Origin of the sequence: Microcystis sp. M109S1, assembly GCF_020247025.1 — a bacterium.
Classification (GTDB): Bacteria; Cyanobacteriota; Cyanobacteriia; order Cyanobacteriales; family Microcystaceae; genus Microcystis.
Genome location: NZ_JADBRW010000381.1, coordinates 13914 through 36013, shown reverse-complemented (window position 1 = coordinate 36013; position 22100 = coordinate 13914). Strand labels below are relative to the sequence as shown.

The following is a 22100-nucleotide window of genomic DNA, read 5'->3' as shown; positions in this document are numbered from 1 at the left end:
GTTCAAAAATTTGTCAAGCATCATAAGTAAAATACTCTCGTTTTTGGCGATTATCTCAAAATTTAACTCAATTGTATATCTTTTGGTATTAATTTGTTTGTGCCTTAAGTCCTTCCCTATATGAATTTCAGCTACTTTTGAGCGTAGGTTCTCTCATCTAATTTTATTTTCAGTTAGTTATTTGCATAGCAATTCCCGAAGAGCCAAACTTATCTGTGGGCGTAATAACTATAGTAACTGATGACATTACATCATATGGTCTAGTGATTTCCTGGTAATCACCATCATGAAATCTTATGTGTGTAATATCTGGGAATAATGCTGGATCTACAGGATATAAAGCATTTGGATTATGAAACATAACTATACTTTCTGACCATACTTCTTGATAAGATGGATGGTCGATATCAATTGAAAAAGGAATTGGTTCAAATGCTTCTGGATCTGGATCAAAAAGTTTTCCAACTCTAATCATTTTGATATCTTGACTGCCAAGACCAGCAATCTTCCCCATTCTATTGAATTTTGTAATAGTTGCACTATTAGTAAATAAAACTGCACTAATGTTCTCAGATTCTGGAAGCTTGAAAAAGCCTGACGGGATTTTTTTGTCCTCATACTCATGAAAATCAATATCTTCTTTAATTATGCTCTTATTACCATTACTATCTTTTGTTAATCTAACGCGCTTAGCATAAAGATATTCGGACAAGGCAGTTCTTGACCATACCATTGATCCAGTTTGGTGGTAATCATGTATTGCAATTACCAGTGACTTACCACTAACGTGCTCCTTTTCCCAGTATTTCTTATTTAGCTTTGAATAAAGACGGCTTCCAAACTTAATAGGCATATAATCCCTAAGCCGTTCATCTAATTCTGCTTGATTCGTCGGCTCTGGCAGATCTTGTTTGTGTCTGCTGGGATTTACGGTGACAGCTTCAATGCAGATTACCTGCTCGAATCGCTCCACAACGTAATCAGGTGCATTGAAAGAACGATCTATGTTGAAGCCCGACTCATGAAGATAAACATATAGAAAAATTTCCCAGAGTCTTGCATCAAACCCACTCGTCTGAAAGTCTCGAATAAAATTACCATCAGGATCAGTGAATGTATAGATGATCTCTTCAATTAGGTTCCGAGCTGCTTCAAATCTAGGTTCCTCAACTAAGTAACGAAAATAAGGATGCAGTTTTTCTGGAGCAACAATTTGTTTATAAATATAGCGTGGTGGGCTATTTTCATCTCCTTGAGGATACTGTTCCTCTCCCTCTTGGCTAAGCTCAATTAATTTTTTTTCCAGGTTCTTGCGTGCATTTTCAATAGAGTCAAAGCTAACTTCAGTATAGATACAACGATAAATTTTACGTGTGTCTCGACCAAAAATCACAAAATTCCAATCGTTGTCGAACTTATCGATAAATATATTAGCAATAAGAACTCTCCGGTCGTCAGTGTACCACTCGACCTCCTTATTGATGGCAAAAGGCTGTGTTTCCGGCTTAATTCCTCTGACAAGAGGATTACGGACGTAGCATAGAGAATTAAAGTATTCTTGAGAGATTGAGTGCATTTCAGAAACTCTATAGCTTAAATTGCGATAAGTTGGCTGACACTTAGCTTTCGTGGCAACCAAGTCCCATTCTATATTTTGAATTCTGAATTGTGCGGTCTAACTATATATTATGCGGAAATTTTCCGTATATCACGCTAAATACGCACTTTTTAAAGAATCTTTCCGTATATTACGCTCAAATAGAGTGATCGCGAGAAGTTTTCCGTATAATATTACAATAAGCGTGTTATGCCGATTAGCGTACTCTGTGATGAACCCTCCCCGACCCCGAAAACTCCTAGACGTAGTGCGTGAAACCATTCGCCTCAAACACTACTCCTACCGCACCGAACAAACCTATCTGGACTGGATTAAGCGTTATCTGCTCTTCCATCAGAAAAAACATCCCCGTGAAATGGGGGGTGAAGAAATTAGAGCCTTTTTGACCCATCTTGCCGTTGAAAAAAACGTTGCCGCCGCCACCCAAAAACAAGCCCTCAACGCCATCCTTTTCCTTGATCGAGAAGTTCTTAAAATTGAACTGGGTAATATCGGTGCATATTTACGGGCAAAAGGTCACAAACGTCTGCCCACCGTCCTCACCAAAAAAGTAAAAATGGCTGATGATTTTAGCGATCGCACAACAAACTGCGATCGCTGCTCAGGTCATTCTCAACCCACCAAAGTTAGGATTGCTCATCCAAGAAATTGAATCTCTTGAGAAGCAATTACTGAGTTTGCGGGTTGAGAGTCGAAGTTATCCCTTAAATGAGCTAATCGCCTTTAGCTCGGCTTTTATGACGATGAAAGCCATTGCCAGCAACTTAAATCAAATGAGTCAAGACTTACCTGCCTACACCCAATAGGGTTAAATCCCTTCTTTTCTAGCTAAAAGGACGGGACAGTTGACATTAACCCGCACATAATCCGAGAGGGAAGTACCGAGAAGGCGATCGAGATCCGGTAAACTCTTAGCCACGGAAGGACGGCGATCGGGCGAACCCAACAGTAAGAGATCGACATTATAATCATCGACGAGTTTGCAGAGTTGTTCTCCCGGTTTACCCCCCGTCACCACGCAGCGATAGGGTATATTCATCCGTTTCACTTTTGCCACTGCTGGCCTTAAAATCGGGTTTTCTTCCATTTCTTTGGGGGAAGTGGGGGCAAATTCCGGTTTTAAGTCGGGGTTGACGCGGGCCAGAATTAACTCTGCTGAAGGATAATCCCGCAGGAGATAAATAGCCAGATCGAGAGCTAAATCAGCCGAAGTGGACTTATCGAGGGCTACCATCACCTTTTTGATTTTTTTGACGTAAATATCGTCTTTTACCAACAACATCGGGTGATTAGTCAGTTGAAAGACGTATTGACTGACGGAATTTTCTAGAATTGCCTCCAGTCGCTTGAGTCCTCGGGAACCCATCAGGATCAAATCGGCCCCGATTTCGTCGGCAACTTGACAGACGGTATCTTTGGGATCTCCTTGACGCAGAATAGTGGAAACTTTGCTGGGTTCAATTTTGACTTCTTGCAGGATTTTAGTCAGCATTTGGGTTCCTTCTTCCCATTTACTGGCCAGAGCTTCGGTGGTAATCTGAGGGGGAACAACCCGGAGAATGGTGATCGACGCTTTCCGGATAGCGGGGAGATCCATCAATGCTTGTAGCATTTCTTGGGTTTGACCTGCGCCGGAATCAGCGTATAGTATTTTCTCTAGCATAAGATTAAACTCGGTCTATGATCTTAATAGTTTTCGCTCATTTTCAGCATACTGCTAATGTTGTTCCCGAAATTTAACAACTTATTAAGCGCTTTTTCTTCGGTTAATGCGATGCCGAAGGCACTGCGTAGCAGATCGCACTTGAGGGGATTTTAAGTATTTATGCTCAATTGACTAGAAATACTTGGCTCAAAATCATCGTGTCAAGCGTTCATTTGTATTATATTTTGGCTGCAATACTGGCGCTCTCTTTTAATCACAGCTAAATTGACCATTTAATTGATGATTATTCATGGTTAATTCTCCAGCAACCAAGAGAATTTTTTATTTTTACAAGAGGTGTAGTTATGTCTTTATCAATTCGAGTAATTCTCCTAGTAGCGACAACAGTTTATCAGACGTTATCTGTTTGGTTAGAAGAACAGAAAGCACCGCCGGGTAATTTGATTAATCTAGGTAAATATCGCCTACATTTTTGTCTAGCGGGATCGGCTAGTCCCACTATTATTATTGACCATAGTTTAGGGGGAATTGAGGGATATTTTTTGATAGAAGAATTGTCACAATTGGCTAGGGTTTGTATTTATGATCGAGCGGGTTATGGTTGGAGCGATTCTAGTCCATATCCGCGAACTAGCTACCAAATTGTTCGGGAATTAGATCAATTACTCACCCAAGCAAAAATAGAACCGCCTTATGTTTTAATTGGTGATTCTTTTGGCAGTTATAATGTTCGACTGTATGCCCATCTGTTCCCAGAAAAAGTAGTAGGTTTGGTACTCACCGATGGTTTACACGAGCAGGGAATGCTGAAAATGTCGCCAGCATTAAAGGCATTAAAATTATTTTTCATCTCTGGATTTTGGATGTCGATTATCGGCTCAATTTTAGGCATTATCCGAGTTCTGAAAGTTCTGGGAGTTTTTGAATTATTAAAACCAGAATTGCGTCGCTTTTCCCCAGATTCTCGTTATCGAGTTAAGCGTTCTTTCTGTCGCGCTAAACACTGGATGACGATGAGTAGAGAAATGCTTAATCTCGACCAAAGCGCTCGTCAGGTGAGTGAGGCTAACAATTTCGGTAATTTACCGATAGTTAGTATTAAAGCTAATTCTTTTTTTAAACCCTCCTTTTGGACTCGCTTTATTCCCCTCAAAAGTGCCAACCGACTCCGGGAGGAGATGCACCTAGAATTAGGCAAGTTATCCGAAGATTTTATGGAAATACAAGCGGATAAAAGTGGTCATTTTGTCTGGATGGATCAACCGGATGTGATGCTCGATGCGGTCAGAATTTTGCTTGACAAAATTAACTCTGTGTGCTAAGTAATTACTCACCGTTCGCTCATTTCTCGAACCGAAAATTTGGTAAATTGTCTTAAGTGCAGTCTGGCAAACGCATTGATTGTTCTACTCGGATATTTGTTAGTACAAAAAGACCATTTTGAGGTTAACGAATTGATTGGGGTTTGAGCGAGCCAATTGGAGATCGCACTCTCGACACTGTTCTACCTACCTTATTCGCTAAAAAGCATACAGTATAAAGGTAACAGCAATTTTAAAACCCTTCCCTTAAAAAATTAAGCGAACAATGAGTTGTGACACTTAGACTGCGGAGTATGGGACTTCTGCTGACGCTAAGATAAAGTCAAATCTCCCAATCACTTTAAAACCTTTGTGATAGGCGTTTGCATTTTAGAGCAGTAAATTAAACCTCACTCATTCTAGGAGTCGATAGCGATTAGTTTCAGCGACGTACTTCCGACCTGGAATTTCATCGGGGGGAATTTGATTCCCTAATACTAGACGCATATCCCTGACAACCCGGGGGACATTCAGATAATAGCCATGCTCTGAAGGATCTGTAAAACTAGATACCACGCGGGTACAATCGATCGGATAGACATTGCGAGGAAGTTGTCGCGGCTGGATTGGACCATCTGTCCCCAGACGGGCGGTATTACCCTTAAGCTTATCACTGGCCCAAAGAGCGAGGTCGTTGCGGTTGAAATAGACACTTGTCCGGCGGGTGATCCGGGACAGAGACAACAATTTGTAGTCGAGATCGAAAGCATCATCATCCTCATCGGCTGCCATCATCAGAACCTGATCGAACAGTCTGGGCAGTTGGTTGCCTACTTGCCTTTTCAATTCCTGTAGAGCATGGCGCAAGACATAATTGCCCATGCTGTGGGCAGTGAGATGAAGTCTCTGTTGGCACCGCGCCTCAGTCTGATTAATGAAATCGGCAACTTTGAGGAAGCCGCGGGCAAATGCCGCCCCAGAAGCGGCGGCATCTTGGCGATCATTCTTGTAAGCGATCGCATTGGCGGCTCTCGGATCGGAAAACAGAAGCGCACCGTCTGAAGGCCAGGAAAACAAACATATATTCAATTTGAGGGGAGGCTCGGTATCGCCAGGGTCTCTGGCAGTCAACACTTGGTGCAGTTGAGCCGCAGCCGTTAGAGCGCTCCGAAATGAAACGTTGAAGCCGTGAATGAAGATCAATGTATCTTCCGCATTCTCGATCATCTGTTTGCGGACTTGCAGGGCGATCGCCTGACTGCCCAAAACGGGCGGATCACCCAGCAGATTTTCTGGGGCAACTTGGATTTGGTACTGAGAAAAGTTCTCACCCGTTACCTCGGCTTTTCCAAAACGCAAGTTAGCCAGTCCATCCTGACTAAAGGTACTCCCGAAGTCAAAACCCGCCTCTAAATCATTTGAGGTAACCAGGTTGCGGTTTGTAGCAAAGTAAATTGTCGTCATCCAAAATCTCCATATTTTCTTCGGTTTTTTGGGAACAGGATAGGCTAAACCACTTTAGCCCATTGCCCCTCCTCTTTTCCCTGTCTGATCCCGTGTTCAACTATATTTTTAGTCTTGATTTACAAGGCTCTCAGAAATCAGCAGAGATAAAGCATCCTCGGGAACCTTGATTCTGTAGTTTTTAGTTGCACATCGGGTTGTCTAACGATTTTGCTTCTCCTTTGCGCGGGTAGTTTTGCTAACTTTGGTGTTGGGGTTTATGTCTCCATCGTGTGTCAGGGTCAGCGACCATTTATATGGTCATTTGACACTCCCGTCACTAAAAGCGAGGGATTCTTAGTTCAACGAGTCCACTTAAATTAGATGCCTTGCGTTATCCAATCCAGATGTGGTTCTCTCCCTAAGCGTTACTTTTCGTATGCCCTACGATAGTTGTATTTCTACAAAATTTGCTTGAATTGAAGTGTTAGCTTCAAATACTCCTTTGTCTAGTTCCTACAAAGATTTTACACCACGAGCAGGCTTTGGCCGTGAGATCAGCGTTCGACCGAGCGTTCATGTTAGTGAGCTTGTTGAACTACTGACTCATTGTTCGCTTAATTTTTTAAGGCAAGGGTTTTAAAATTGCTTTTACCTTTATACTGTATGCTTTTTAGCAAATAAGGTAAGTAGAACAGTGCCGAAAGTGCGATCTCCAATTGGCTCGCTCAAACCCTAATCAATTCGTTAACCTCAAAATGGTCTTTTTGTACTAACAAATGTCCGAGTAGAACAATCAATGCGTTTGCTAGACTGCATTTGAGACAATTTACCAAATTTTCGGTTCGAGAAATAGCTCTCTTGGGTTTGGTGGGTAAAATGTATTCTAAGATACCTTCATCCTAGCGAGGGGTTGGAACGAACCACAAAGACACAAAGGACACAAAGATTGATCGATCCTATGTAAGTAAAACTTATCAGACAGAACCGAGAAGAGCCGAGAAATGAGCGAACGGTGAGTTAATAGGACAAAATTAACTTCTTGGTTAGGATTAGACGAGAGGCAAGAGATTCGATCGAGATTAGCCAAAATCCTAGAGACTTATTGCCTAATTAACTTTTGAGAGTTCAAAAATGAGAAAAATAGGCATGAAGCTATCGTTCATTCTTAATTCTCCTGACTTCTGAATCCTAACCCTAACAACAATTTTTGATTTTTACAAGAGGTCTATTAAGTAGGGCAGGCCAAATAAATCTAAAAACCTTGTTGGATAATATCTTTAGACTTTTTTGATATCAAAAAGTGTCAGCCATTGGAGTGAACGGGGGGAATAAAACCCCTACACCCTACACCCTACACCCTACACCAACAGACTTTTTGCCGCAAACCCTAATTATTGAGCGTAATAATCTGAGCGCTAAAACCCTGTTTAGTTAACTCTTGTACCCGTTGTTTAGCTTGATATTGTTGCTGAAATAACCCCACTTGAATAACATTTTCTCCCGCGCGGATAAATGCGAGGGGTTCAATTTCTTGAATTTTTGCCAACGTTTCTGTACTATTACTCTGAACTTCAACGCGAAAGAGTTGATTAGTAGCAATAACCCGCTGCTGTGGTGGGGGAGAAGGGGGTTTATTGGCGCGATTTTGCGGTGTGGGGGCCGGTGGATTGACAGTTTGACGATTACTATTATTAATCACCGTAGCATCGGCAGGAAGCACGGTAGCGGGAGCTTGAAAAACGTATTCTCTCAGGGGTTGATTACCGGAAACCGGGGCAGCCACCGGGGGGTTAACTGAAGGAGAATTAACCGGGGGCAAATTTAAGGGTGGACATTGGGAACAATTAACAGCACTGGGACTGTCTGAACGTTTAGTTGGTTGTCTCACTGCCGGTGGTGGGGGCAAACGACGACCGGGATAAAGATTCTGGGCAAAAGATAAGTTTGCTTTTAGCAGCAGCGTTCCTTGAGCGATTATCCCGACTTTTAACCAAAATAAAGCCGAGAAAAACAGTAGGTTTGTTCTCATCATGCTGGTTTGTCCTCACACAAAATTTGGGTACACCATGTCCAAATTTTAAAGTAGGAGATGCTAGTCTAGAAAGTATGTTGGTTAAAAATCATTACAAGATTTATGGGAAAAGTTGTTGTCGGTCTATCGGGGGGAGTAGATAGCTCTGTCGCAGCTGCCGTCTTACACGCTCAAGGTTATGATGTTATTGGCTTGACCCTGTGGTTAATGAAGGGTAAAGGTCAATGCTGCTCCGAGGGAATGGTAGATGCGGCCTTTATTTGTGAGCAGTTGGGTGTTCCCCATCATATCGTCGATAGTCGCGAGCTTTTCCAAAAAGAAATTATTGATTATCTGGTTTCCGGTTACGAAGCGGGAATCACACCGCTGCCCTGTTCTCAGTGCAATAAAGCGGTAAAATTTAGCCCGATGCTGCATTATGCCAAAGAAACCTTAGAAACGGACACTATTGCCACCGGTCACTACGCTAGAATTCGTTTTTCTCCTGAAAATAACCGTTATCAACTGCTGCGCGCCGTCGATCAAAATAAAGATCAATCCTATTTTCTCTATGATCTAACTCAAGATGTACTGCGTGGGACTTTATTTCCTTTGGGAGAACAAACCAAGGCAGAAACCCGCAGGATTGCCCAAGAATTCGGCTTAAAAACGGCAGATAAACCCGATAGTCAGGATTTATGCTTGATTGAAGCTCACGGAACTATGCGATCGTTCTTGGATAAGTATATCGCCGTTAGTGAGGGCGATATCGTTGATCTCGATGGCAAAGTTTTGGGTAAACATAGCGGTATCCATCATTATACGATCGGACAACGCAAAGGCATCGGCATCGCCGCCGCCGAACCCCTCTATGTGGTACAACTGGATCCCGTCATGAATCGGGTTATCGTCGGTAATCGCGAAAGTGCCGTTAGTGCCGATTGTCTTGTCGGACGGATGAACTGGGTTTCTATTGCTGAACCCACCACCCCTATCCGCGCGCAAGTACAGGTACGTTATCGTTCTCCGGCTGTTCCCGTCAATGTTATTCCCCTAGAAAATAATCAAGTGAAACTGGTTTTTGATCAACCACAATTTAGCATCACCCCGGGCCAGGCAGCCGTAATTTATGAAGGGGAAATCGTCCTCGGTGGGGGGATTATTTCAGGAGCCACCCCATAGGGAGAGCCACCAATTCACAGAATAACCTGATTATGGTTCGGGGGTCATTCTGCCAATTAGGGACTCTCCCCGGTAGGTTTAGCTAAAAATTAACGACGGGGTACAGAAGCCTCGATGTTAATATTCATAGCGGAGACTCTTGGTACAGGATTGCCTTTGGCGCTACCGAGACCCCGGGCCATAGCCAAGAAGCTGGCGATCCTTGCTATAATAACCACTATTTATCAGCAGGTAAGATAAGGGTGAATTTATTAGTCCATCGTTATCAAATTGTGCGATCGCTTGCTTCTGGTGGATTTGGTGAAACTTTTCTAGCTAAAGATACCCAATTACCAGATCATCCTTGGTGTGTTGTCAAGCAACTTAAACCCCAATCTGATCCCCAATCTTGGCAAATAGCAACGCGTTTATTTGATACAGAAGCAAGAAGTCTTTATCAATTAGGAAAACACGCTCAAATCCCCCAATTATTTGCCCATTTTTCTGAAAATAATCAATTTTATCTCGTTCAAGAATATATTGAGGGACATCCTTTAGGTGAGGAAATTATACTAGGGAAACAATGGGAAGAAATAGCAGTAATTGAATTTTTAGAAGATGTATTATCAACTTTAGCTTTTGTACATCAGCATAACGTTATTCATCGGGATATTAAACCTGATAACTTAATTAGACGCAAACTAGATAATAAAATTATTTTAATTGATTTTGGTGCGGTAAAACAGATTATTAATTTAAGTAATACTCAAAACCAACCTAAGACAATTGGAATAGGAACACCAGGATATATGTCAAATGAACAAAATCTAGGAAAACCTACCTTTAGCAGTGATATTTATTCTGTGGGAATGATTGCTATTCAGATGTTAACGGGATATTATCCTACCCAATTAGTTGATAATCAAACAGGAGAAATACATTGGCAAAATAACGTCAAAATAACACCTAAATTTACTGATATTTTAGTTAAAATGAGTCATCCAGATTTTCAACAACGCTACCCCTCAGCTAAAGAAGCTTTACAAGCAATTCAAGGTTTACAGGGAGTCTCCCCTACCATGGTGCCAACAGTTTCTATGTCTCATTCTTCATCTATACGAAATAAAGAGGGTAAAATTGCCGTTATTCCCCTAATTTTAATGTTACTTTTAGGAGGAGTAATTGGTATTGGGTTGAACACTTTATCTGAGAGACAACAAAACAACGAGAGACAACATCAACCTGCTTTTTAAGCTATAAAGGTAATAGGAATAAGTTTAACAGGAGTAAGTAAGATTTATGAAGCGTCAGACTTCGGGAATAGCAGTTTCACTTTTGTTTGGTTTGCTAATGCTGACATCAGGATGTAAAGGAGATTCTAATGCAGCAACAAAACCTAATTTTTACTGTGGAAATGCTCAATATTTAGGTAAAAATGCACCGGCTACTATTGTATATAATCCAAGCGCAAACAAAGATTTTACTATAATTATTTGGAAACCAGATAATTATTATTTTGGTAATCAATGGAATCCTCAAAAGCGATGTGATCAAGTTTCTAGACGATTCCAAGATATTTATGATCGGGATGGATTACAGTATATCACGGCTACGGTAGCAAGTTGGATTAGCGATCGAGAAGTTTCCGTTGTCTGTGGAGTAAAATCAAAAAGTGCTACTTGTAATCAAGATGATTTACTCTTTACTTTGGAAACCAAAGATGAGCCTTATGCAGTACTAGATGATCTTATGAAAATTCGCCAAGAACCTGAACACAATGCAGCCTTAACTAGAGGAGTAAATGATTCTAAAAATTCTAGCAAAAAGCAGCAAGTTTTTTATGATTTATCTGAGATTTTGAAAGTAGAAAAATCCCCAACACAGCAATCTAAACCAAACAACGGGGGAGCGTTTTAGACTCAAAATATACCTTTGTTTACGGGATTAGGAGTGTTTTGGGTTTTGCTTCTCCATTTTTCTGCTAGAATTGTCGCATAATCGCTCATTTCTCTGAGTTTATTTTCTCCTTGCTGAACGATTTTTAAGATTTCTGCTAATTCCTGTTCAGTAAACGGTTTTGAAGTCATCGTTAATTCTCCAATCGGATTCTAATTCCATTGACTACTATTTTAGCTTCTAAAACTCGACCTAACTGCTCTGAGAAATCCTCCTCTGCTTCTTGAATATCTTCATAAGATAACTCATCCTCCCTGTAATATACTGGACAGTTGCTTGCATCCGCCGTCTAGTGTTGTCAGCAAATAATAAATACTTGTTAAGTATAGCAAATATTGCAATAGATATGATATTATCGGGAAATAATTTCATCCTTTCCCTAATCAGTTCAATCCCATTATTATCCTCCAATGCTTATCTGAATTGCAATGAAACCGCAATTATTGAAACTTTGCCTAATTTTATCCCTATTTCCCCTAATTTTCTCCCTCGTATCCTGTCAAAACCAGCAACCTCAAGATCGTGGAATTACTATTACCACAAATCAGTCACAAAGTCAACAAAAACAACGACGCACAGCCTTAGTCATTGGAAATGCGAGTTATCAGGATAATCCTCTCAAAAACTCGATTAATGATGCAGAAGCGATGGCGAATGCGCTTAAAGATGTTGGTTTTGATGTTATTTTGCTGGAAAATGCTGATTTAAAGCAGATTGAAAATGCTATTGACACATTTCACCACCAACTTAAGGCAGGAGGAGTGGGATTATTTTATTATGCGGGACATGGTACACAAGTGGATGGGGAAAATTATCTTATTCCGGTAAATGCGAAGCTGGATGTGGCAGAAGATGTGCGCTATGAGGCGATTCCGGTAGGAAAAGTCTTAGCTAGGATGGAAGATGCGGCAAATCAGATGAATATTGTCATTCTTGATGCTTGTCGCAATAATCCCTTTGCTCGAAAATGGCGCTCTAGTCAACGGGGTTTGGCTCCGATACAATCAGCTAGGGGTGCCTTGATTGCTTTTGCGACGGAACCAGGAGGGGTTGCTGCTGATGGAGAGGGGGAAAATGGGTTATATACGTCTTTTTTATTAAAGCATCTGAAAACACCGAATTTAGATGTGGAGTTGATGTTTAAACGGGTACGGGAGGATCTTGTACAAGCTACTCAAAATAAGCAAGTTCCTTGGGAGTATTCCTCTTTGGTGGGGGATTTTTCTTTTAATCCTGTTACGGTAGCACAATCATCTCAACCTAATTCTACCACTGCTGAAACCTATTTTAAGCAAGGGGAAGACTACCGTAATAATAATCAATATGATAAAGCGCTCGCGGCATATACTAAAGCCATTGAAGTTAATCCTCAATATGCCGAAGCTTACAAGAATCGAGGAATTGTTTACCTTGATTTAAAAGACTATGATAAAGCAATGGCAGATAACAATAAAGCCATTGAAGTCAATCCTCAATATTCTAATGCTTACAATAATCGAGGGAATGTTTACTATAATTTAAAAGAATATGATAAAGCAATGGCAGAATATAACAAAGCCATTGAAATTAATCCTCAATTGTTTCAAGCTTACAATAATCGAGGAGTTGTTTACCGTAATTTAAAAGAATATGATAAAGCCATTAAAGATTATAATAAAGCCATTGAAATTAATCCTCAATATGCTGATGCTTACAATAATCGAGGAGTTGTTTACCTTCATTTAAAAGAATATGATAAAGCAATGGCAGATTATAATAAAGCCATTGAAATTAATCCTCAATATGCTGATGCTTACAATAATCGAGGGAATGTTTACCTTCATTTAAAAGAATATGATAAAGCAATGGCAGATTGTAATAAAGCCATTGAAATTAATCCTCAATATGCTATGGCTTACAATGGTCGAGGATTGGTTTACCATGATTTAAAAGAATACGATAAAGCAATGGCAGATTATAATAAAGCCATTGAAGTTAATCCTCAAGATGCTTATGCTTACAATAATCGAGGGAATCTTTACTATGATTTAAAAGAATACGATAAAGCCATTAAAGATTGTAACAAAGCTCTGGAAATTGATCCTAAACATCCTTATGCTTCTAATAACAAAAAGTTAGCCGAGGAAGCAAAAAGAAATCAATAACCATCTGAAGGAGTATAACAATATAAAGCACTAACACAATTACATTAGCATCAAATCTGACTTCTTTTATGCTCTTAAACTAAGCAATGTTATTTTTATTCTCCATGCCTTTAAGAAAAAATCAAAATCAGGGATTAAAACACCAAAACAAAATATTGATTTAATCAAAGAACGCCTGAAAAAAGCACAGGAGATTGCCAAAGAGCAACAATAAATACCAAAAAGGGGATAAATGATTATGACAGAATATACTATTAGTTCAGGAAACATTTTTGAAGACTTAGGCTTGGCTAATGCTGAAGAAAAACTCGCTAAAGTCAAGCTGGCTTCAGTGATTTATGATATGATTACTGAAAAAGGATTAAACCAGCAGGAGGTCAGTCAAATTTTGGGAATTGACGAGGCTAAAATTTCTAACTTAAAAAATGGCAGATTGCAAAAATTTTCTCTTGAGCAGATGTTTAGCTTTCTAGTAGCATTAGGTCAGAATATAGAAATCTTAGTCACTCCCCAAGCCGTAGCAAACTCTAGTGTAAGTATCCAGGTCATGTATCGAAATAAATCCTAATCTAAGTGCGATCGCCAATCTCGTAAGGTGTGTTAATATTAGTGTAACGCACCAGCCAACTTTCAAGAAAGGACTAACCGTAATGTCATCAATTATTACCGAAGAAAAAACCAAAGAAATCCTAACCGAGATCCTCATTGAAATGATGCAAAACAAACGGGAACTATTTTATGAAATTGTTATCGAAGCTCTAGAAGATATTGGTTTAGCTAATGCTATTACGGAAGGATTAAATGGTGAATTTGTTCCAGAAGAAGAAGTTTTTGCTATTCTCAATGGAGAAGCTGAATGAAAATTCAATTTGTAGCCAAATTCTCCAAAGACTTAAGAAAAATTAAAGATCAAAAACTATTATCTGAAATCAAAACTGTTGTCAATGAATGCAAATTAGCTCAAACACTGGATGATATAAAAAACCTCAAAAAGCTTAAAGTTTATCAGGGTTTTTATCGTATCAAAATAGGAGATTATCGCATTGGTGTTGCAATTATTAACGATGAACTGATCTTTAGTTGATTCTTACACAGAAGAGAAATTTATAGATTTTTTCCCTAAAACTAAGCAGTGCCAACACACTGAAGAACTGATGCAAAAATATAGAGATTTGCCAATGGATTTAGCCGACGCATCTTTGGTTATTTTAGCAGAAGAATTAGGTTCAGGTCAAATTCTTTCCGTTGATTATCGAGATGTGAATACCTATCGTTGGAAAAATACGGAGCCATTTCAAATAAAACTGGCTGAAATAAGTTATCAAGAATGGTTAAAAAATCAAGGAGAATAACAAAATGAGTGATTTTGAAAAAAGTAATAGTAATATTTTCGCTGATCTTGGCGACCCAGAAGCCGAACAAACTTTAGTCCGCGCTCAAATTCTATCTCGGATTATTGATATAATCAATGAACGGAACTTCACGGAAGCTGAAACAGCAGAAACTTTAGGAATATCAAAACTAGAAGCATCTCAATTAATCAAGGGAAAACTGAGTCAATTTTCTCTTGAAGATTTGTTTCATATTCTCAACGCTCTTGATAAACCTAGAAACCCAGAAGTGTTGAACGTGGAAAAAAGTCGTACAAAATTTGATATTATAGATAGGGTTTGCGGCAAAAAGTTTTTCCTGGGGGTAGGAGTCAGTAGCCGGTCGTTTCAGGCTTTATTGCTCTTGTTTTTTGTACCAAGCTATGTACTACAAGAAGGATAATGCCAGGGTTTTGAAAGTCCCAATCCTATTTTCGCAGCATGAACATCGGATTTTAACAGGTCAAAAGCCTTATTTTAAAAGGTTTTTACCATTATTCAGCAACCCCTACTTAGAAGATCAATACTTAATATCCTTGTTCCAAGGGTCTGCCTTGGAATACGATCTCGCTGGGGGGATTATTTCAGGAGCCACCCCATAGGGAGAGCCACCAATTCACAGAATAACCTGATTATGGTTCGGGGGTCATTCTGCCAATTAGGGACTCTCCCCGGCAGGTTGAGCTAAAAATTAACGACGGGGTACAGAAGCCTCGATGTTAATATTCATAGCGGAGACTCTTGGTACAGGATTGCCTTTGGCGCTACCGAGACCCCGGGCCATAGCCAAGAAGCTGGAAGGATCGCCAGCTTTGGGTTTTTGCTCTTGGGGAATATAGCGACGGACAGCATTCTGCCAAACGATTTGGGGGAAGCCCAAAATACCACGATAGTAGCCATCGTAGCGAGGCGAGGTGATGTTGAATGGACGCTCACCGATTTCGCGGCTGGCCAGGGTGCGACGACGTTGGTAGGGAACGGTATCATAACCAAAGCTTTGCAGATACTCGTCACTGTTGAGCAGTTGTTCGACAAAACCTTGAATACCTTTGGTGGCAACGACAATCGACCAAGCAATTTTTTCTCTTTCGCTATAGACATCGCGACCGAGAACTCTTTGTACTACCTGTTCGACAAAGCGATAGTTGCTGTTTTTCTCGTAGAAGCTGTTATAGAAGGTTTTCGATAACAGTAGGCCACGAATGAAATCCCGCACCGATAATTGTCCATTGCGTAATTGGGATTCGAGGAAAGGTTCCCGATCCCATTTAAAGGCATGGAAGAAAATCTGACGGTAAGCGGCTTCGATTAAATCGTCCAGGTCGGTAGGGGAGAGGACATTTTCCGTCGTGTAAACTCTCGGTTTTTCGTCTCCACCGACATCATAACCAGCTACCCGCACGTTTTGGGACTTGGGGGCGTAATTTAAAAGAGGAATGGCCAAGGGTAAACCTCCGTATCCTTAGAAATGCTTAAAAAACTTTCCTCATAATGATAAGGGAGTAAGTGCCAACTAGAAAAGAAATATTAAAAATTCTTACAATTGTTAAGAAAACTTGTTTACCATCCGGGATTTTGGGGGTTGGGGGTTGGGGGTTGGGGGTTGGGGGTTGGGGGTTGGGGGAGAGGGGAGAGGGGAGAAAAAAGCTGATGACTGATGACTGATAACTGATAACTGATAACTGATGACTGATGACTGATGACTGATGACTGAATTTACCAGCCACTAATCGAATAGGATGACGGTTCGGGGGAATCACTGGAGACTGACTCCGATGACTGATTGCGGGATTCAGCACAAAAAGTGGCAGTATTAAAACCGCCAAAACGTTGAACTGTGCTAGTGCGGAGACGTAAATCGGCATCGGCAAACCAAAAACGCTCGATCGAGGTCATAGTTTCGTATTCTGTAATTAAGACTAAACCTTCCTGTTCATCAATGTGATAACGGCCCGCCACGGGAACGATTTCCGCATAACCTCGCTCCCGCAGGAGAACACCAGCTTGGGGATTATCTTCATCGGGAATTAGCGCAAAAACGGTGGTTCCTTGATGATTTTCGTCTTCTTTGTCCCACTGCATTGAACCATCCCAACTGACAAAGGCACCCCCCACAGTCTTAGCGGGATCGACTTCGTGCATTTCACAGATAGCGACAATTTTCGGGTTATCGGCGCTTAAAGCTTCCACATAAATCTCGGAATCGCCGGTTTCTGAGCGTCGAAAGGGTAAATGATGGGTAGTGCGCTGAGATTTCCACTGTCCCGCACTTTTCTGAAAAAAGGTCATCCCGTCCATAGTTTTTACCCTCTATTTTTTCCATCTATTTTAACGCCATCGTCGTTATTCTGTAACCCTTGTCCCCCTCTGTGTCTCATTCATCCCCAAAATAATCATGATCAATTCTCTTGATTTCATAGATTTCTTTGGTCGATACACCTAAGTTATAATCAATCATCAATTGACCTAATTCTTCCCCATCAATCAGCACTATTTTTATCTCATTTCTGGGGGCATATTCTAAAGCCTCTTTGGTAAAATAGGAAGTGGTGATGAAAATACCTTTTTTGGCTCCTTGTCCCGCTAATGCCCCGACAAATTTCTGGATTTCTGGACGACCAACGGCATTATTATCAGCCCATCTTTTGGCTTGAATATAGATTATATCTAAACCGAGTCTATCTTCTTTTATGATCCCATCAATCCCTTGATCACCGCTCTTACCCACCGCTTTACCAGCATCTCTAATCGAGCCACCATAACCCATCTTTACCAGTAATTCTACTACTAATTTTTCAAAATTATCTGGGGATAATTTTCGCAAAATAGAAAGTAAGTCTGTCGCTAATGCTTGACGAATTTCTTTATAGGAGTTTCCTAGTAATTCTTCTGGTGTTTGTTCTTGCTCAGAAGCTGATAAATTGCTGTCAAGAGTAATAGTTTCATTTTGCTTATTGACTCGATTGAATTTTTGAAATTCGGGAAACTGTCTCAGAAATTTTGTATCAATTCGAGCAGGATTTTGAGATAAGATTTCTTTTCCTTTCTCAGAAATTACAAAAGTTGCCCTTTGGGGTGAGTCAATTAATCCCGCTTTCTTTAAATAGGTTTTTGCCCAACCGACTCGATTATCAAAAATTTCTTGTTGACCACTGGGAACCATCTCTTTTCTTTCTGCTTCCGTGACTTGAAACTCTCTGGCCAAGGCTTCAAGAATTTCTCGATATTTATAAACTTTGCCATCTGCAAGTATTTTTAATAGCGGCAACATAATCGATTGAAAATCGGGAATAGGCATAGTTCAGATGAAAAGCGGGGTCAGTCATTACAATTATACAGCAACAAGCTCCAAGAATTTAGATAGATAATAATACACCTAAAGTTATTAATAATCAAGAGGCATTCCTAAGGAATTTGAGAGAGAAATTATCGCCATTGATAATCGTCTTGATACTCCAATAATTCGATTTTTCTGCCATTGGGAGCGTTGACATAAATAAGCTGTTGACTATCTAAATTACTTGTTAAGACTGTCTATGAGCGCCAGATCTGCGGAGCAGGGAGAGCTTTTTTTGTGATCGCTAAAAAACCCCCTATCCCTGCTATTCATACAAAATCTCATCAAAACAAGCTTCTCCCACACTCGATAAAGTCCTAGCGGCAGCTTTATCGGTTTTCGACTTCTGCACGAGGGTGCGGAATTGCTGTAGATTGTAACGAGCTTGGAATTTTTTAATCGTGCAGTCGCATAGGTCTTTTGCCACATCAGCAGCTAATCCCTCCGCGCGCGCTCTTTGTAAACATTCTTGACGATAACTGTCGAAAGTCGTGGCAGTATTAGAACTTTGGCTAAGGTAAACGGCATTATTAGCCTGTAATGGAAAGTATAAAGCCAATAAACCGATAAAATTTAGTAAATATCTTTTATTTCTCATCATAATAGCTTTTTTAAGCCTGAAATACCCCACTAGATTAGAGAACGGCTGCATAAATTATAGATCGATCGCTCAACTCTTGGGTTCCACTCTTGGCAAACTGCCAACTGTTATGCTATGATGGATATTTATTGATCGGCGCCATCGCCAAGTGGTAAGGCAGAGGTCTGCAAAACCTTTACCCCCAGTTCGAATCTGGGTGGCGCCTTGGAAAATGTCGGCAATCTTTTCCTGATTGCCTTGTCTAATTGAAGGTTTACCAAGGTTTTACTTGATAGGCTGCCACTAGATAACGAAAAATATACTCAACTATCTCTAAATAATTCTCGGTAGTTTCTAGAGACTCACCCCACACCGTCACGCCATGGTAAGAAATCAGTAAAGCGGGAATTTCTGGGGGGAAAGTTGAGAATCTACTTTCTATTTCTGCGGCAATTTTCGGCACATCGAAATAGTTAGCAAAAACCGGCATAAATACTTGAGGATTTTCTACCCAAATACCTAAACCTTTCAACATTTCTAAGGGAGGTAACGATAACTTGTCCTCGCGAGCAAAACGGGAAACTAAATTCGCTTCCACCGAGTGGACATGATAACAAGCTTGTGCTTGGGGAAAGAGGCAATAAATCACCTGATGAATGCTAGTTTCGGCCGAAGGACGATTATCTCGATGAGCTAATTCTCTGACTTTTCCCGTCAGATCCACGCGCACAAAATCCTCTTCTGTTAGTTTACCTTTACTTTTGCCACTGGCAGTAATCCAAAAACTATGATCATCAACTTTAGCGGATAAATTACCCGCCGTGCCAAGCATCCAACCCAGTTGATAAAATCTTCGGGCAGCTGCCACTAGAGACAGACGATGATCGCTCATGGTTTTTAGAAATATGGTGGATAGGTATCGACCTATTATAACAAGTTGAAGCCAGCAGACGACCCACTCCCCAGCAGATTTGGTGAGGCTCTCAATCTGGATAATCTCGATCAAAACTAAACCCAAGGCAGAATAGAGCGAGGAACCGGTGAGTCAAAAAGAAGATTTAACCGTGGCAATGTGTTAGGAATGTGTTAGGTTAAAGATAATTGCAGCTTTGATGAATCGAGGTTTGAGCCGTGAATAACAACTTTTTCCGCAGCTATTCTGTCAATGATTCTGGTTTGGGTTGTTTCTTATCTTTGATTTTAGTCGGATTGTTGTTAGGCTCGATCGGACTGGGTTGGTTAGTCAATAGTTTTTTAATTCTCGTGGCATTCCTAATAATTTCTCCTGTGATTGCTTGGGGGATTTTTCGCTGGTGGTTGCGACGCAATTTAGTTGAAGATAGCTGTCCCGTCTGTAGCTACGAATTTACGGGTTTTAATCGCACGGAATGTCAATGTCCTAACTGTGGTGAACCGTTGAAAGTGGAAGGGGGTAAGTTTATTATTCTCACCCCTCCCGGGACGATCGATGTACAAGCGATCGAAGTACCTACCGGACAGTTGGAAGATTAAGGTCAAACCATTACCATCTAGGCACGCGCACCAAACTGAAAGCGGGGGATCTGAATTTTAACAATAACAGCAGTCCCAACAGGTGAATTGACCAATGAGCGAGAATTAAGCCCCAAATAATTGCGAAAATTAAACTACTAACGGCAAGAGCTTTAAAAATATCATTATCGGTCTTTTGATACCAGAGAAGACTAAGGAAGGAAAGCAGTAGGAGTAGAAGCGGAAAAAGTGGGGAGAACATGGGGATCACCATTGGGTGAGGGGACTGTCTTCACATCCATAGCCTATCATTTTCCCTTTACGGCTACGGGTAGCAGCGGCTACATTCCCCCCCTATTTGTCATAAATCTTTAGAATCAAATTAAAAAGTTTACAAGCCAATCTTTTAGTATAAAGGTGGCGCGACAATCATCCTCATTGTAACGCAAAATAGCCGCCAATAAAGTCCGATCTCCTGTTTTTAACCACTGGTCATACCACCAAACGCATTGATCCCCGCTTACTCCTCGATCGCGCCATTGAAAGCCAATCCAGTTAGCGAGGGATTTTAAAGAATAACTTTCCACGGGAAAAGTTACCGAATTAACTACATGATAATGCAGATCAAAACAGCGAGAAACTAACTGATTAATCAAAGAAGAAGGAGTTTTATAAAGATAACCTAATCGCTTAATTGTTTCTACTTCGTACTCAGAAAAGTGAAAAATTGGTGCTTGATAATCCTGCATGACTAAGGTTAAAAATTCCTGCCAAATCCTGCCTTCATCTTCCGGCTTTTCTGCCAAAAAGGGATAAAATTGCTGGGTATTAACTCGATAATCAACCCGTAAAATCCCCAAAAGATAATCTAAATTCTGTTCTGGTTCCGCTTCGATGTCAAAATAAAATTCAATCTCGGCCTTCGGTAGGGGGGACAAATAAGCAGTTTTCCCGTTGCTTTTGCGAAAGGCCCGATTTTCAATAATTGCTTGGGCCTGTAATTGTAACTGATTAGCCACCTCTACCCCCATCCCCTCCCCCATACGGGTAGGACAGGTAAGCGCAAGGGATGCCATGGTGGAAACCCCCAAAGACTGTAAAAATTGGTAACGACTAGGAGTCACCCCCGGGACTAAAGAAAGATGTTGACTCGCTTGAGCAATACCATAACAGTGACTATACCAATGACATAAACTGCAACGCTGACGCGAGATAAAAACTTCTGGTTCTTGGCGATTAATCACCATTTCGCCGAACTTTTTGATTATTTCCTCTAGTTTAGTTAACCAGAGATTCAATTCCACCCGATAGCGATTATGACGACGTAGGACAATTTCCCCATAACTGGGAAAAACTCCCTGCATACTGGCTAATAAATAGGCGTAAAAAGTAGCCAGCATTTTATATTCAGGCTTAGGACGGCGACCGAGTTGAATATTGAGGGGATAATAAACCCAATCGCCAAATTTCGACTCTCCTGCCTGTTTAATTAATAAATGCGGGGAACCGGTTAAAGAGACGGGATAGGCAGATTGTAAAAGGACTCCGTGATAAATACAGGGTACACCCCGACCCATCAAAGCTTCCGTTTCCCTAGCGGCGGTCAAAATATCAGTGCTGGGGGTAGTCAGGGAACAATAATCGGGATAGGAGTCTTGCAGGACTTTTTTAACGTGACTTTGACTCTCTCGGCGCAATTTAAGCAAAAAATCGCGCTCAGGGTCTTTTTCTTGGCTATTGCCGTAGAGATTTAAAAATGCACGGCGTTGACAACGTTGGTAGTCTAGAAGTAGATCATCGGTCAGTAGCATTCTATACAAGGAGAAAAGTTAAGCTTTCCTGGACCAGTGAAGTAAAGTAAAAAATAATAAACTAAAAAAAGAAAATATTCCCAAGTATGTTTCCTCTACTTTAATACTATTGTGACAATTGCGACTTAATCCGTCGATAGAATTCAGCCGTCGGTCGTCAGGAAGTGGGGAAATGGGGAAATGGGGAATTCAACTAAAACCCTAAAAC

General features: G+C 40.7%; 24 protein-coding genes, 1 tRNA gene and 3 pseudogenes. 15 read left to right on the top strand and 13 right to left on the bottom strand.

The genetic code is table 11. The features are described from left to right. Positions 1-169 precede the first annotated feature (169 nt). Positions 170-1639, bottom strand: a complete 1470-nt coding sequence (locus IM322_RS18885) for a hypothetical protein (protein WP_287672238.1) — start codon at positions 1637-1639, stop codon at positions 170-172. A 190-nt stretch (positions 1640-1829) separates the two neighbouring features. On the opposite strand from IM322_RS18885, the gene IM322_RS18880 reads away from it, so the two are divergent. Next, a complete protein-coding gene (locus tag IM322_RS18880; RefSeq protein ID WP_287672239.1) occupies positions 1830-2270 on the top strand; it encodes a phage integrase N-terminal SAM-like domain-containing protein in 441 nt (146 codons plus the stop codon). Next, positions 2251-2424 (top strand): hypothetical protein, encoded by a 174-nt coding sequence (locus IM322_RS18875; protein ID WP_167341548.1) that lies wholly within the window; start codon positions 2251-2253, stop codon positions 2422-2424. The genes IM322_RS18880 and IM322_RS18875 overlap by 20 nt, the downstream gene beginning before the upstream one ends. Positions 2425-2426: 2 nt before the next feature. Here IM322_RS18875 and IM322_RS18870 read toward each other — a convergent pair whose 3' ends face one another. Next, positions 2427-3281, bottom strand: a complete 855-nt coding sequence (locus tag IM322_RS18870) for a universal stress protein (RefSeq protein WP_287672241.1) — start codon at positions 3279-3281, stop codon at positions 2427-2429. Positions 3282-3628: 347 nt separating this feature from the next. Here IM322_RS18870 and IM322_RS18865 point away from each other — a divergent pair, with 347 nt between their 5' ends. Further along, positions 3629-4606 (top strand): alpha/beta fold hydrolase, encoded by a 978-nt coding sequence (locus IM322_RS18865; RefSeq protein ID WP_287672242.1) that lies wholly within the window; start codon positions 3629-3631, stop codon positions 4604-4606. 393 nt (positions 4607-4999) lie between these two features. Here IM322_RS18865 and IM322_RS18860 read toward each other — a convergent pair whose 3' ends face one another. Together IM322_RS18860 and IM322_RS18855 are read right to left on the bottom strand one after the other, a co-directional pair. Beyond that, positions 5000-6049: an alpha/beta hydrolase gene (locus IM322_RS18860; protein ID WP_286826724.1), complete on the bottom strand. Its 1050-nt coding sequence runs from the start codon at positions 6047-6049 to the stop codon at positions 5000-5002. A 1369-nt stretch (positions 6050-7418) separates the two neighbouring features. Beyond that, on the bottom strand, positions 7419-8063 hold the full coding sequence (locus IM322_RS18855) for a hypothetical protein (RefSeq protein ID WP_287078833.1): 645 nt from the start codon (positions 8061-8063) through the stop codon (positions 7419-7421). A gap of 102 nt (positions 8064-8165) precedes the next feature. Here IM322_RS18855 and mnmA point away from each other — a divergent pair, with 102 nt between their 5' ends. After that, on the top strand, positions 8166-9224 hold the full coding sequence (gene mnmA / locus IM322_RS18850; protein WP_287672243.1) for a tRNA 2-thiouridine(34) synthase MnmA: 1059 nt from the start codon (positions 8166-8168) through the stop codon (positions 9222-9224). A gap of 89 nt (positions 9225-9313) precedes the next feature. Here mnmA and IM322_RS18845 read toward each other — a convergent pair. Further along, positions 9314-9421, bottom strand: a pseudogene (locus IM322_RS18845) (phycobilisome rod-core linker polypeptide); the annotation flags it as partial. Between the two features lie 45 nt (positions 9422-9466). Here IM322_RS18845 and IM322_RS18840 point away from each other — a divergent pair. Beyond that, entirely contained in the window at positions 9467-10456 is a 990-nt protein-coding gene (locus tag IM322_RS18840) for a serine/threonine-protein kinase (RefSeq protein WP_287672244.1), read from the top strand. A 46-nt stretch (positions 10457-10502) separates the two neighbouring features. Next, positions 10503-11120 (top strand): COP23 domain-containing protein, encoded by a 618-nt coding sequence (locus tag IM322_RS18835; RefSeq protein WP_287672245.1) that lies wholly within the window; start codon positions 10503-10505, stop codon positions 11118-11120. A gap of 2 nt (positions 11121-11122) precedes the next feature. Here IM322_RS18835 and IM322_RS18830 read toward each other — a convergent pair whose 3' ends face one another. Continuing rightward, positions 11123-11290 (bottom strand): hypothetical protein, encoded by a 168-nt coding sequence (locus IM322_RS18830; protein WP_286826715.1) that lies wholly within the window; start codon positions 11288-11290, stop codon positions 11123-11125. 297 nt (positions 11291-11587) lie between these two features. Between IM322_RS18830 and IM322_RS18825 the strand changes: the two genes are divergently transcribed. The 7 genes and pseudogenes from IM322_RS18825 (at position 11588) to IM322_RS18795 (ending at position 15076) form a co-directional block, all read left to right on the top strand. Then, positions 11588-13303 carry a tetratricopeptide repeat protein gene (locus IM322_RS18825; protein WP_287672246.1) on the top strand — a complete coding sequence of 572 codons (1716 nt, stop codon included), beginning with the start codon at positions 11588-11590 and terminating at the stop codon, positions 13301-13303. Positions 13304-13370: 67 nt separating this feature from the next. Further along, positions 13371-13517: pseudogene (locus IM322_RS18820) on the top strand (type II toxin-antitoxin system RelE/ParE family toxin); the annotation flags it as partial. Positions 13518-13541: 24 nt separating this feature from the next. Beyond that, entirely contained in the window at positions 13542-13871 is a 330-nt protein-coding gene (locus tag IM322_RS18815; protein WP_287672247.1) for a helix-turn-helix domain-containing protein, read from the top strand. An 82-nt stretch (positions 13872-13953) separates the two neighbouring features. Next, entirely contained in the window at positions 13954-14163 is a 210-nt protein-coding gene (locus IM322_RS18810) for a hypothetical protein (protein ID WP_002771197.1), read from the top strand. Next, entirely contained in the window at positions 14160-14387 is a 228-nt protein-coding gene (locus IM322_RS18805) for a type II toxin-antitoxin system RelE family toxin (protein WP_287672248.1), read from the top strand. Before IM322_RS18810 ends, IM322_RS18805 begins: the two co-directional genes overlap by 4 nt. A gap of 58 nt (positions 14388-14445) precedes the next feature. Then, positions 14446-14655, top strand: a pseudogene (locus tag IM322_RS18800) (hypothetical protein); the annotation flags it as partial. Between the two features lie 4 nt (positions 14656-14659). After that, positions 14660-15076, top strand: coding sequence for a helix-turn-helix domain-containing protein (locus IM322_RS18795; RefSeq protein ID WP_287672249.1), 417 nt, complete (start codon positions 14660-14662; stop codon positions 15074-15076). Between the two features lie 288 nt (positions 15077-15364). Here IM322_RS18795 and IM322_RS18790 read toward each other — a convergent pair whose 3' ends face one another. The 4 genes from IM322_RS18790 to IM322_RS18775 form a co-directional block, all read right to left on the bottom strand. Further along, positions 15365-16117, bottom strand: coding sequence for a phycobilisome rod-core linker polypeptide (locus IM322_RS18790; RefSeq protein WP_287672251.1), 753 nt, complete (start codon positions 16115-16117; stop codon positions 15365-15367). A gap of 272 nt (positions 16118-16389) precedes the next feature. Further along, complete coding sequence (locus IM322_RS18785; protein ID WP_286826709.1) at positions 16390-16971, bottom strand: phycobiliprotein lyase; 582 nt, start codon at positions 16969-16971, stop codon at positions 16390-16392. Positions 16972-17047: 76 nt separating this feature from the next. After that, the gene (locus IM322_RS18780; RefSeq protein ID WP_287672253.1) at positions 17048-17971 is read right to left on the bottom strand and encodes a restriction endonuclease; all 924 of its coding nucleotides are present in this window, start codon (positions 17969-17971) and stop codon (positions 17048-17050) included. 304 nt (positions 17972-18275) lie between these two features. Beyond that, on the bottom strand, positions 18276-18611 hold the full coding sequence (locus IM322_RS18775; RefSeq protein WP_286826066.1) for a hypothetical protein: 336 nt from the start codon (positions 18609-18611) through the stop codon (positions 18276-18278). 134 nt (positions 18612-18745) lie between these two features. On the opposite strand from IM322_RS18775, the gene IM322_RS18770 reads away from it, so the two are divergent. After that, positions 18746-18816, top strand: a tRNA-Cys gene (locus tag IM322_RS18770). Between the two features lie 48 nt (positions 18817-18864). Here IM322_RS18770 and mtnB read toward each other — a convergent pair. Beyond that, positions 18865-19482: a methylthioribulose 1-phosphate dehydratase gene (gene mtnB, locus IM322_RS18765; protein ID WP_287672254.1), complete on the bottom strand. Its 618-nt coding sequence runs from the start codon at positions 19480-19482 to the stop codon at positions 18865-18867. A 239-nt stretch (positions 19483-19721) separates the two neighbouring features. Between mtnB and IM322_RS18760 the strand changes: the two genes are divergently transcribed. Then, complete coding sequence (locus IM322_RS18760; protein ID WP_150976954.1) at positions 19722-20102, top strand: hypothetical protein; 381 nt, start codon at positions 19722-19724, stop codon at positions 20100-20102. A gap of 10 nt (positions 20103-20112) precedes the next feature. On the opposite strand, the gene IM322_RS23505 is transcribed toward IM322_RS18760, so the two are convergent. Together IM322_RS23505 and IM322_RS18755 are read right to left on the bottom strand one after the other, a co-directional pair. After that, positions 20113-20355 (bottom strand): hypothetical protein, encoded by a 243-nt coding sequence (locus IM322_RS23505; RefSeq protein ID WP_353737531.1) that lies wholly within the window; start codon positions 20353-20355, stop codon positions 20113-20115. Positions 20356-20458: 103 nt separating this feature from the next. Next, a complete protein-coding gene (locus IM322_RS18755) occupies positions 20459-21892 on the bottom strand; it encodes a TM0106 family RecB-like putative nuclease (protein ID WP_287672255.1) in 1434 nt (477 codons plus the stop codon). Positions 21893-22100 lie beyond the last annotated feature (208 nt).

What these genes read in the sequence shown, in the direction of transcription:
- IM322_RS18880 (WP_287672239.1), top strand. Translation starts at nt 1,830, where the DNA reads ATGAACCCTCCCCGACCCCGAAAACTCCTAGACGTAGTGCGTGAAACC.
- IM322_RS18870 (WP_287672241.1), bottom strand. Translation starts at nt 3,281, where the DNA reads ATGCTAGAGAAAATACTATACGCTGATTCCGGCGCAGGTCAAACCCAA.
- IM322_RS18865 (WP_287672242.1), top strand. Translation starts at nt 3,629, where the DNA reads ATGTCTTTATCAATTCGAGTAATTCTCCTAGTAGCGACAACAGTTTAT.
- IM322_RS18860 (WP_286826724.1), bottom strand. Translation starts at nt 6,049, where the DNA reads ATGACGACAATTTACTTTGCTACAAACCGCAACCTGGTTACCTCAAAT.
- IM322_RS18855 (WP_287078833.1), bottom strand. Translation starts at nt 8,063, where the DNA reads ATGATGAGAACAAACCTACTGTTTTTCTCGGCTTTATTTTGGTTAAAA.
- mnmA (WP_287672243.1), top strand. Translation starts at nt 8,166, where the DNA reads ATGGGAAAAGTTGTTGTCGGTCTATCGGGGGGAGTAGATAGCTCTGTC.
- IM322_RS18835 (WP_287672245.1), top strand. Translation starts at nt 10,503, where the DNA reads ATGAAGCGTCAGACTTCGGGAATAGCAGTTTCACTTTTGTTTGGTTTG.
- IM322_RS18830 (WP_286826715.1), bottom strand. Translation starts at nt 11,290, where the DNA reads ATGACTTCAAAACCGTTTACTGAACAGGAATTAGCAGAAATCTTAAAA.
- IM322_RS18825 (WP_287672246.1), top strand. Translation starts at nt 11,588, where the DNA reads ATGAAACCGCAATTATTGAAACTTTGCCTAATTTTATCCCTATTTCCC.
- IM322_RS18815 (WP_287672247.1), top strand. Translation starts at nt 13,542, where the DNA reads ATGACAGAATATACTATTAGTTCAGGAAACATTTTTGAAGACTTAGGC.
- IM322_RS18810 (WP_002771197.1), top strand. Translation starts at nt 13,954, where the DNA reads ATGTCATCAATTATTACCGAAGAAAAAACCAAAGAAATCCTAACCGAG.
- IM322_RS18805 (WP_287672248.1), top strand. Translation starts at nt 14,160, where the DNA reads ATGAAAATTCAATTTGTAGCCAAATTCTCCAAAGACTTAAGAAAAATT.
- IM322_RS18795 (WP_287672249.1), top strand. Translation starts at nt 14,660, where the DNA reads ATGAGTGATTTTGAAAAAAGTAATAGTAATATTTTCGCTGATCTTGGC.
- IM322_RS18785 (WP_286826709.1), bottom strand. Translation starts at nt 16,971, where the DNA reads ATGGACGGGATGACCTTTTTTCAGAAAAGTGCGGGACAGTGGAAATCT.
- IM322_RS18780 (WP_287672253.1), bottom strand. Translation starts at nt 17,971, where the DNA reads ATGCCTATTCCCGATTTTCAATCGATTATGTTGCCGCTATTAAAAATA.
- IM322_RS18775 (WP_286826066.1), bottom strand. Translation starts at nt 18,611, where the DNA reads ATGATGAGAAATAAAAGATATTTACTAAATTTTATCGGTTTATTGGCT.
- mtnB (WP_287672254.1), bottom strand. Translation starts at nt 19,482, where the DNA reads ATGAGCGATCATCGTCTGTCTCTAGTGGCAGCTGCCCGAAGATTTTAT.
- IM322_RS23505 (WP_353737531.1), bottom strand. Translation starts at nt 20,355, where the DNA reads ATGGTGATCCCCATGTTCTCCCCACTTTTTCCGCTTCTACTCCTACTG.
- IM322_RS18755 (WP_287672255.1), bottom strand. Translation starts at nt 21,892, where the DNA reads ATGCTACTGACCGATGATCTACTTCTAGACTACCAACGTTGTCAACGC.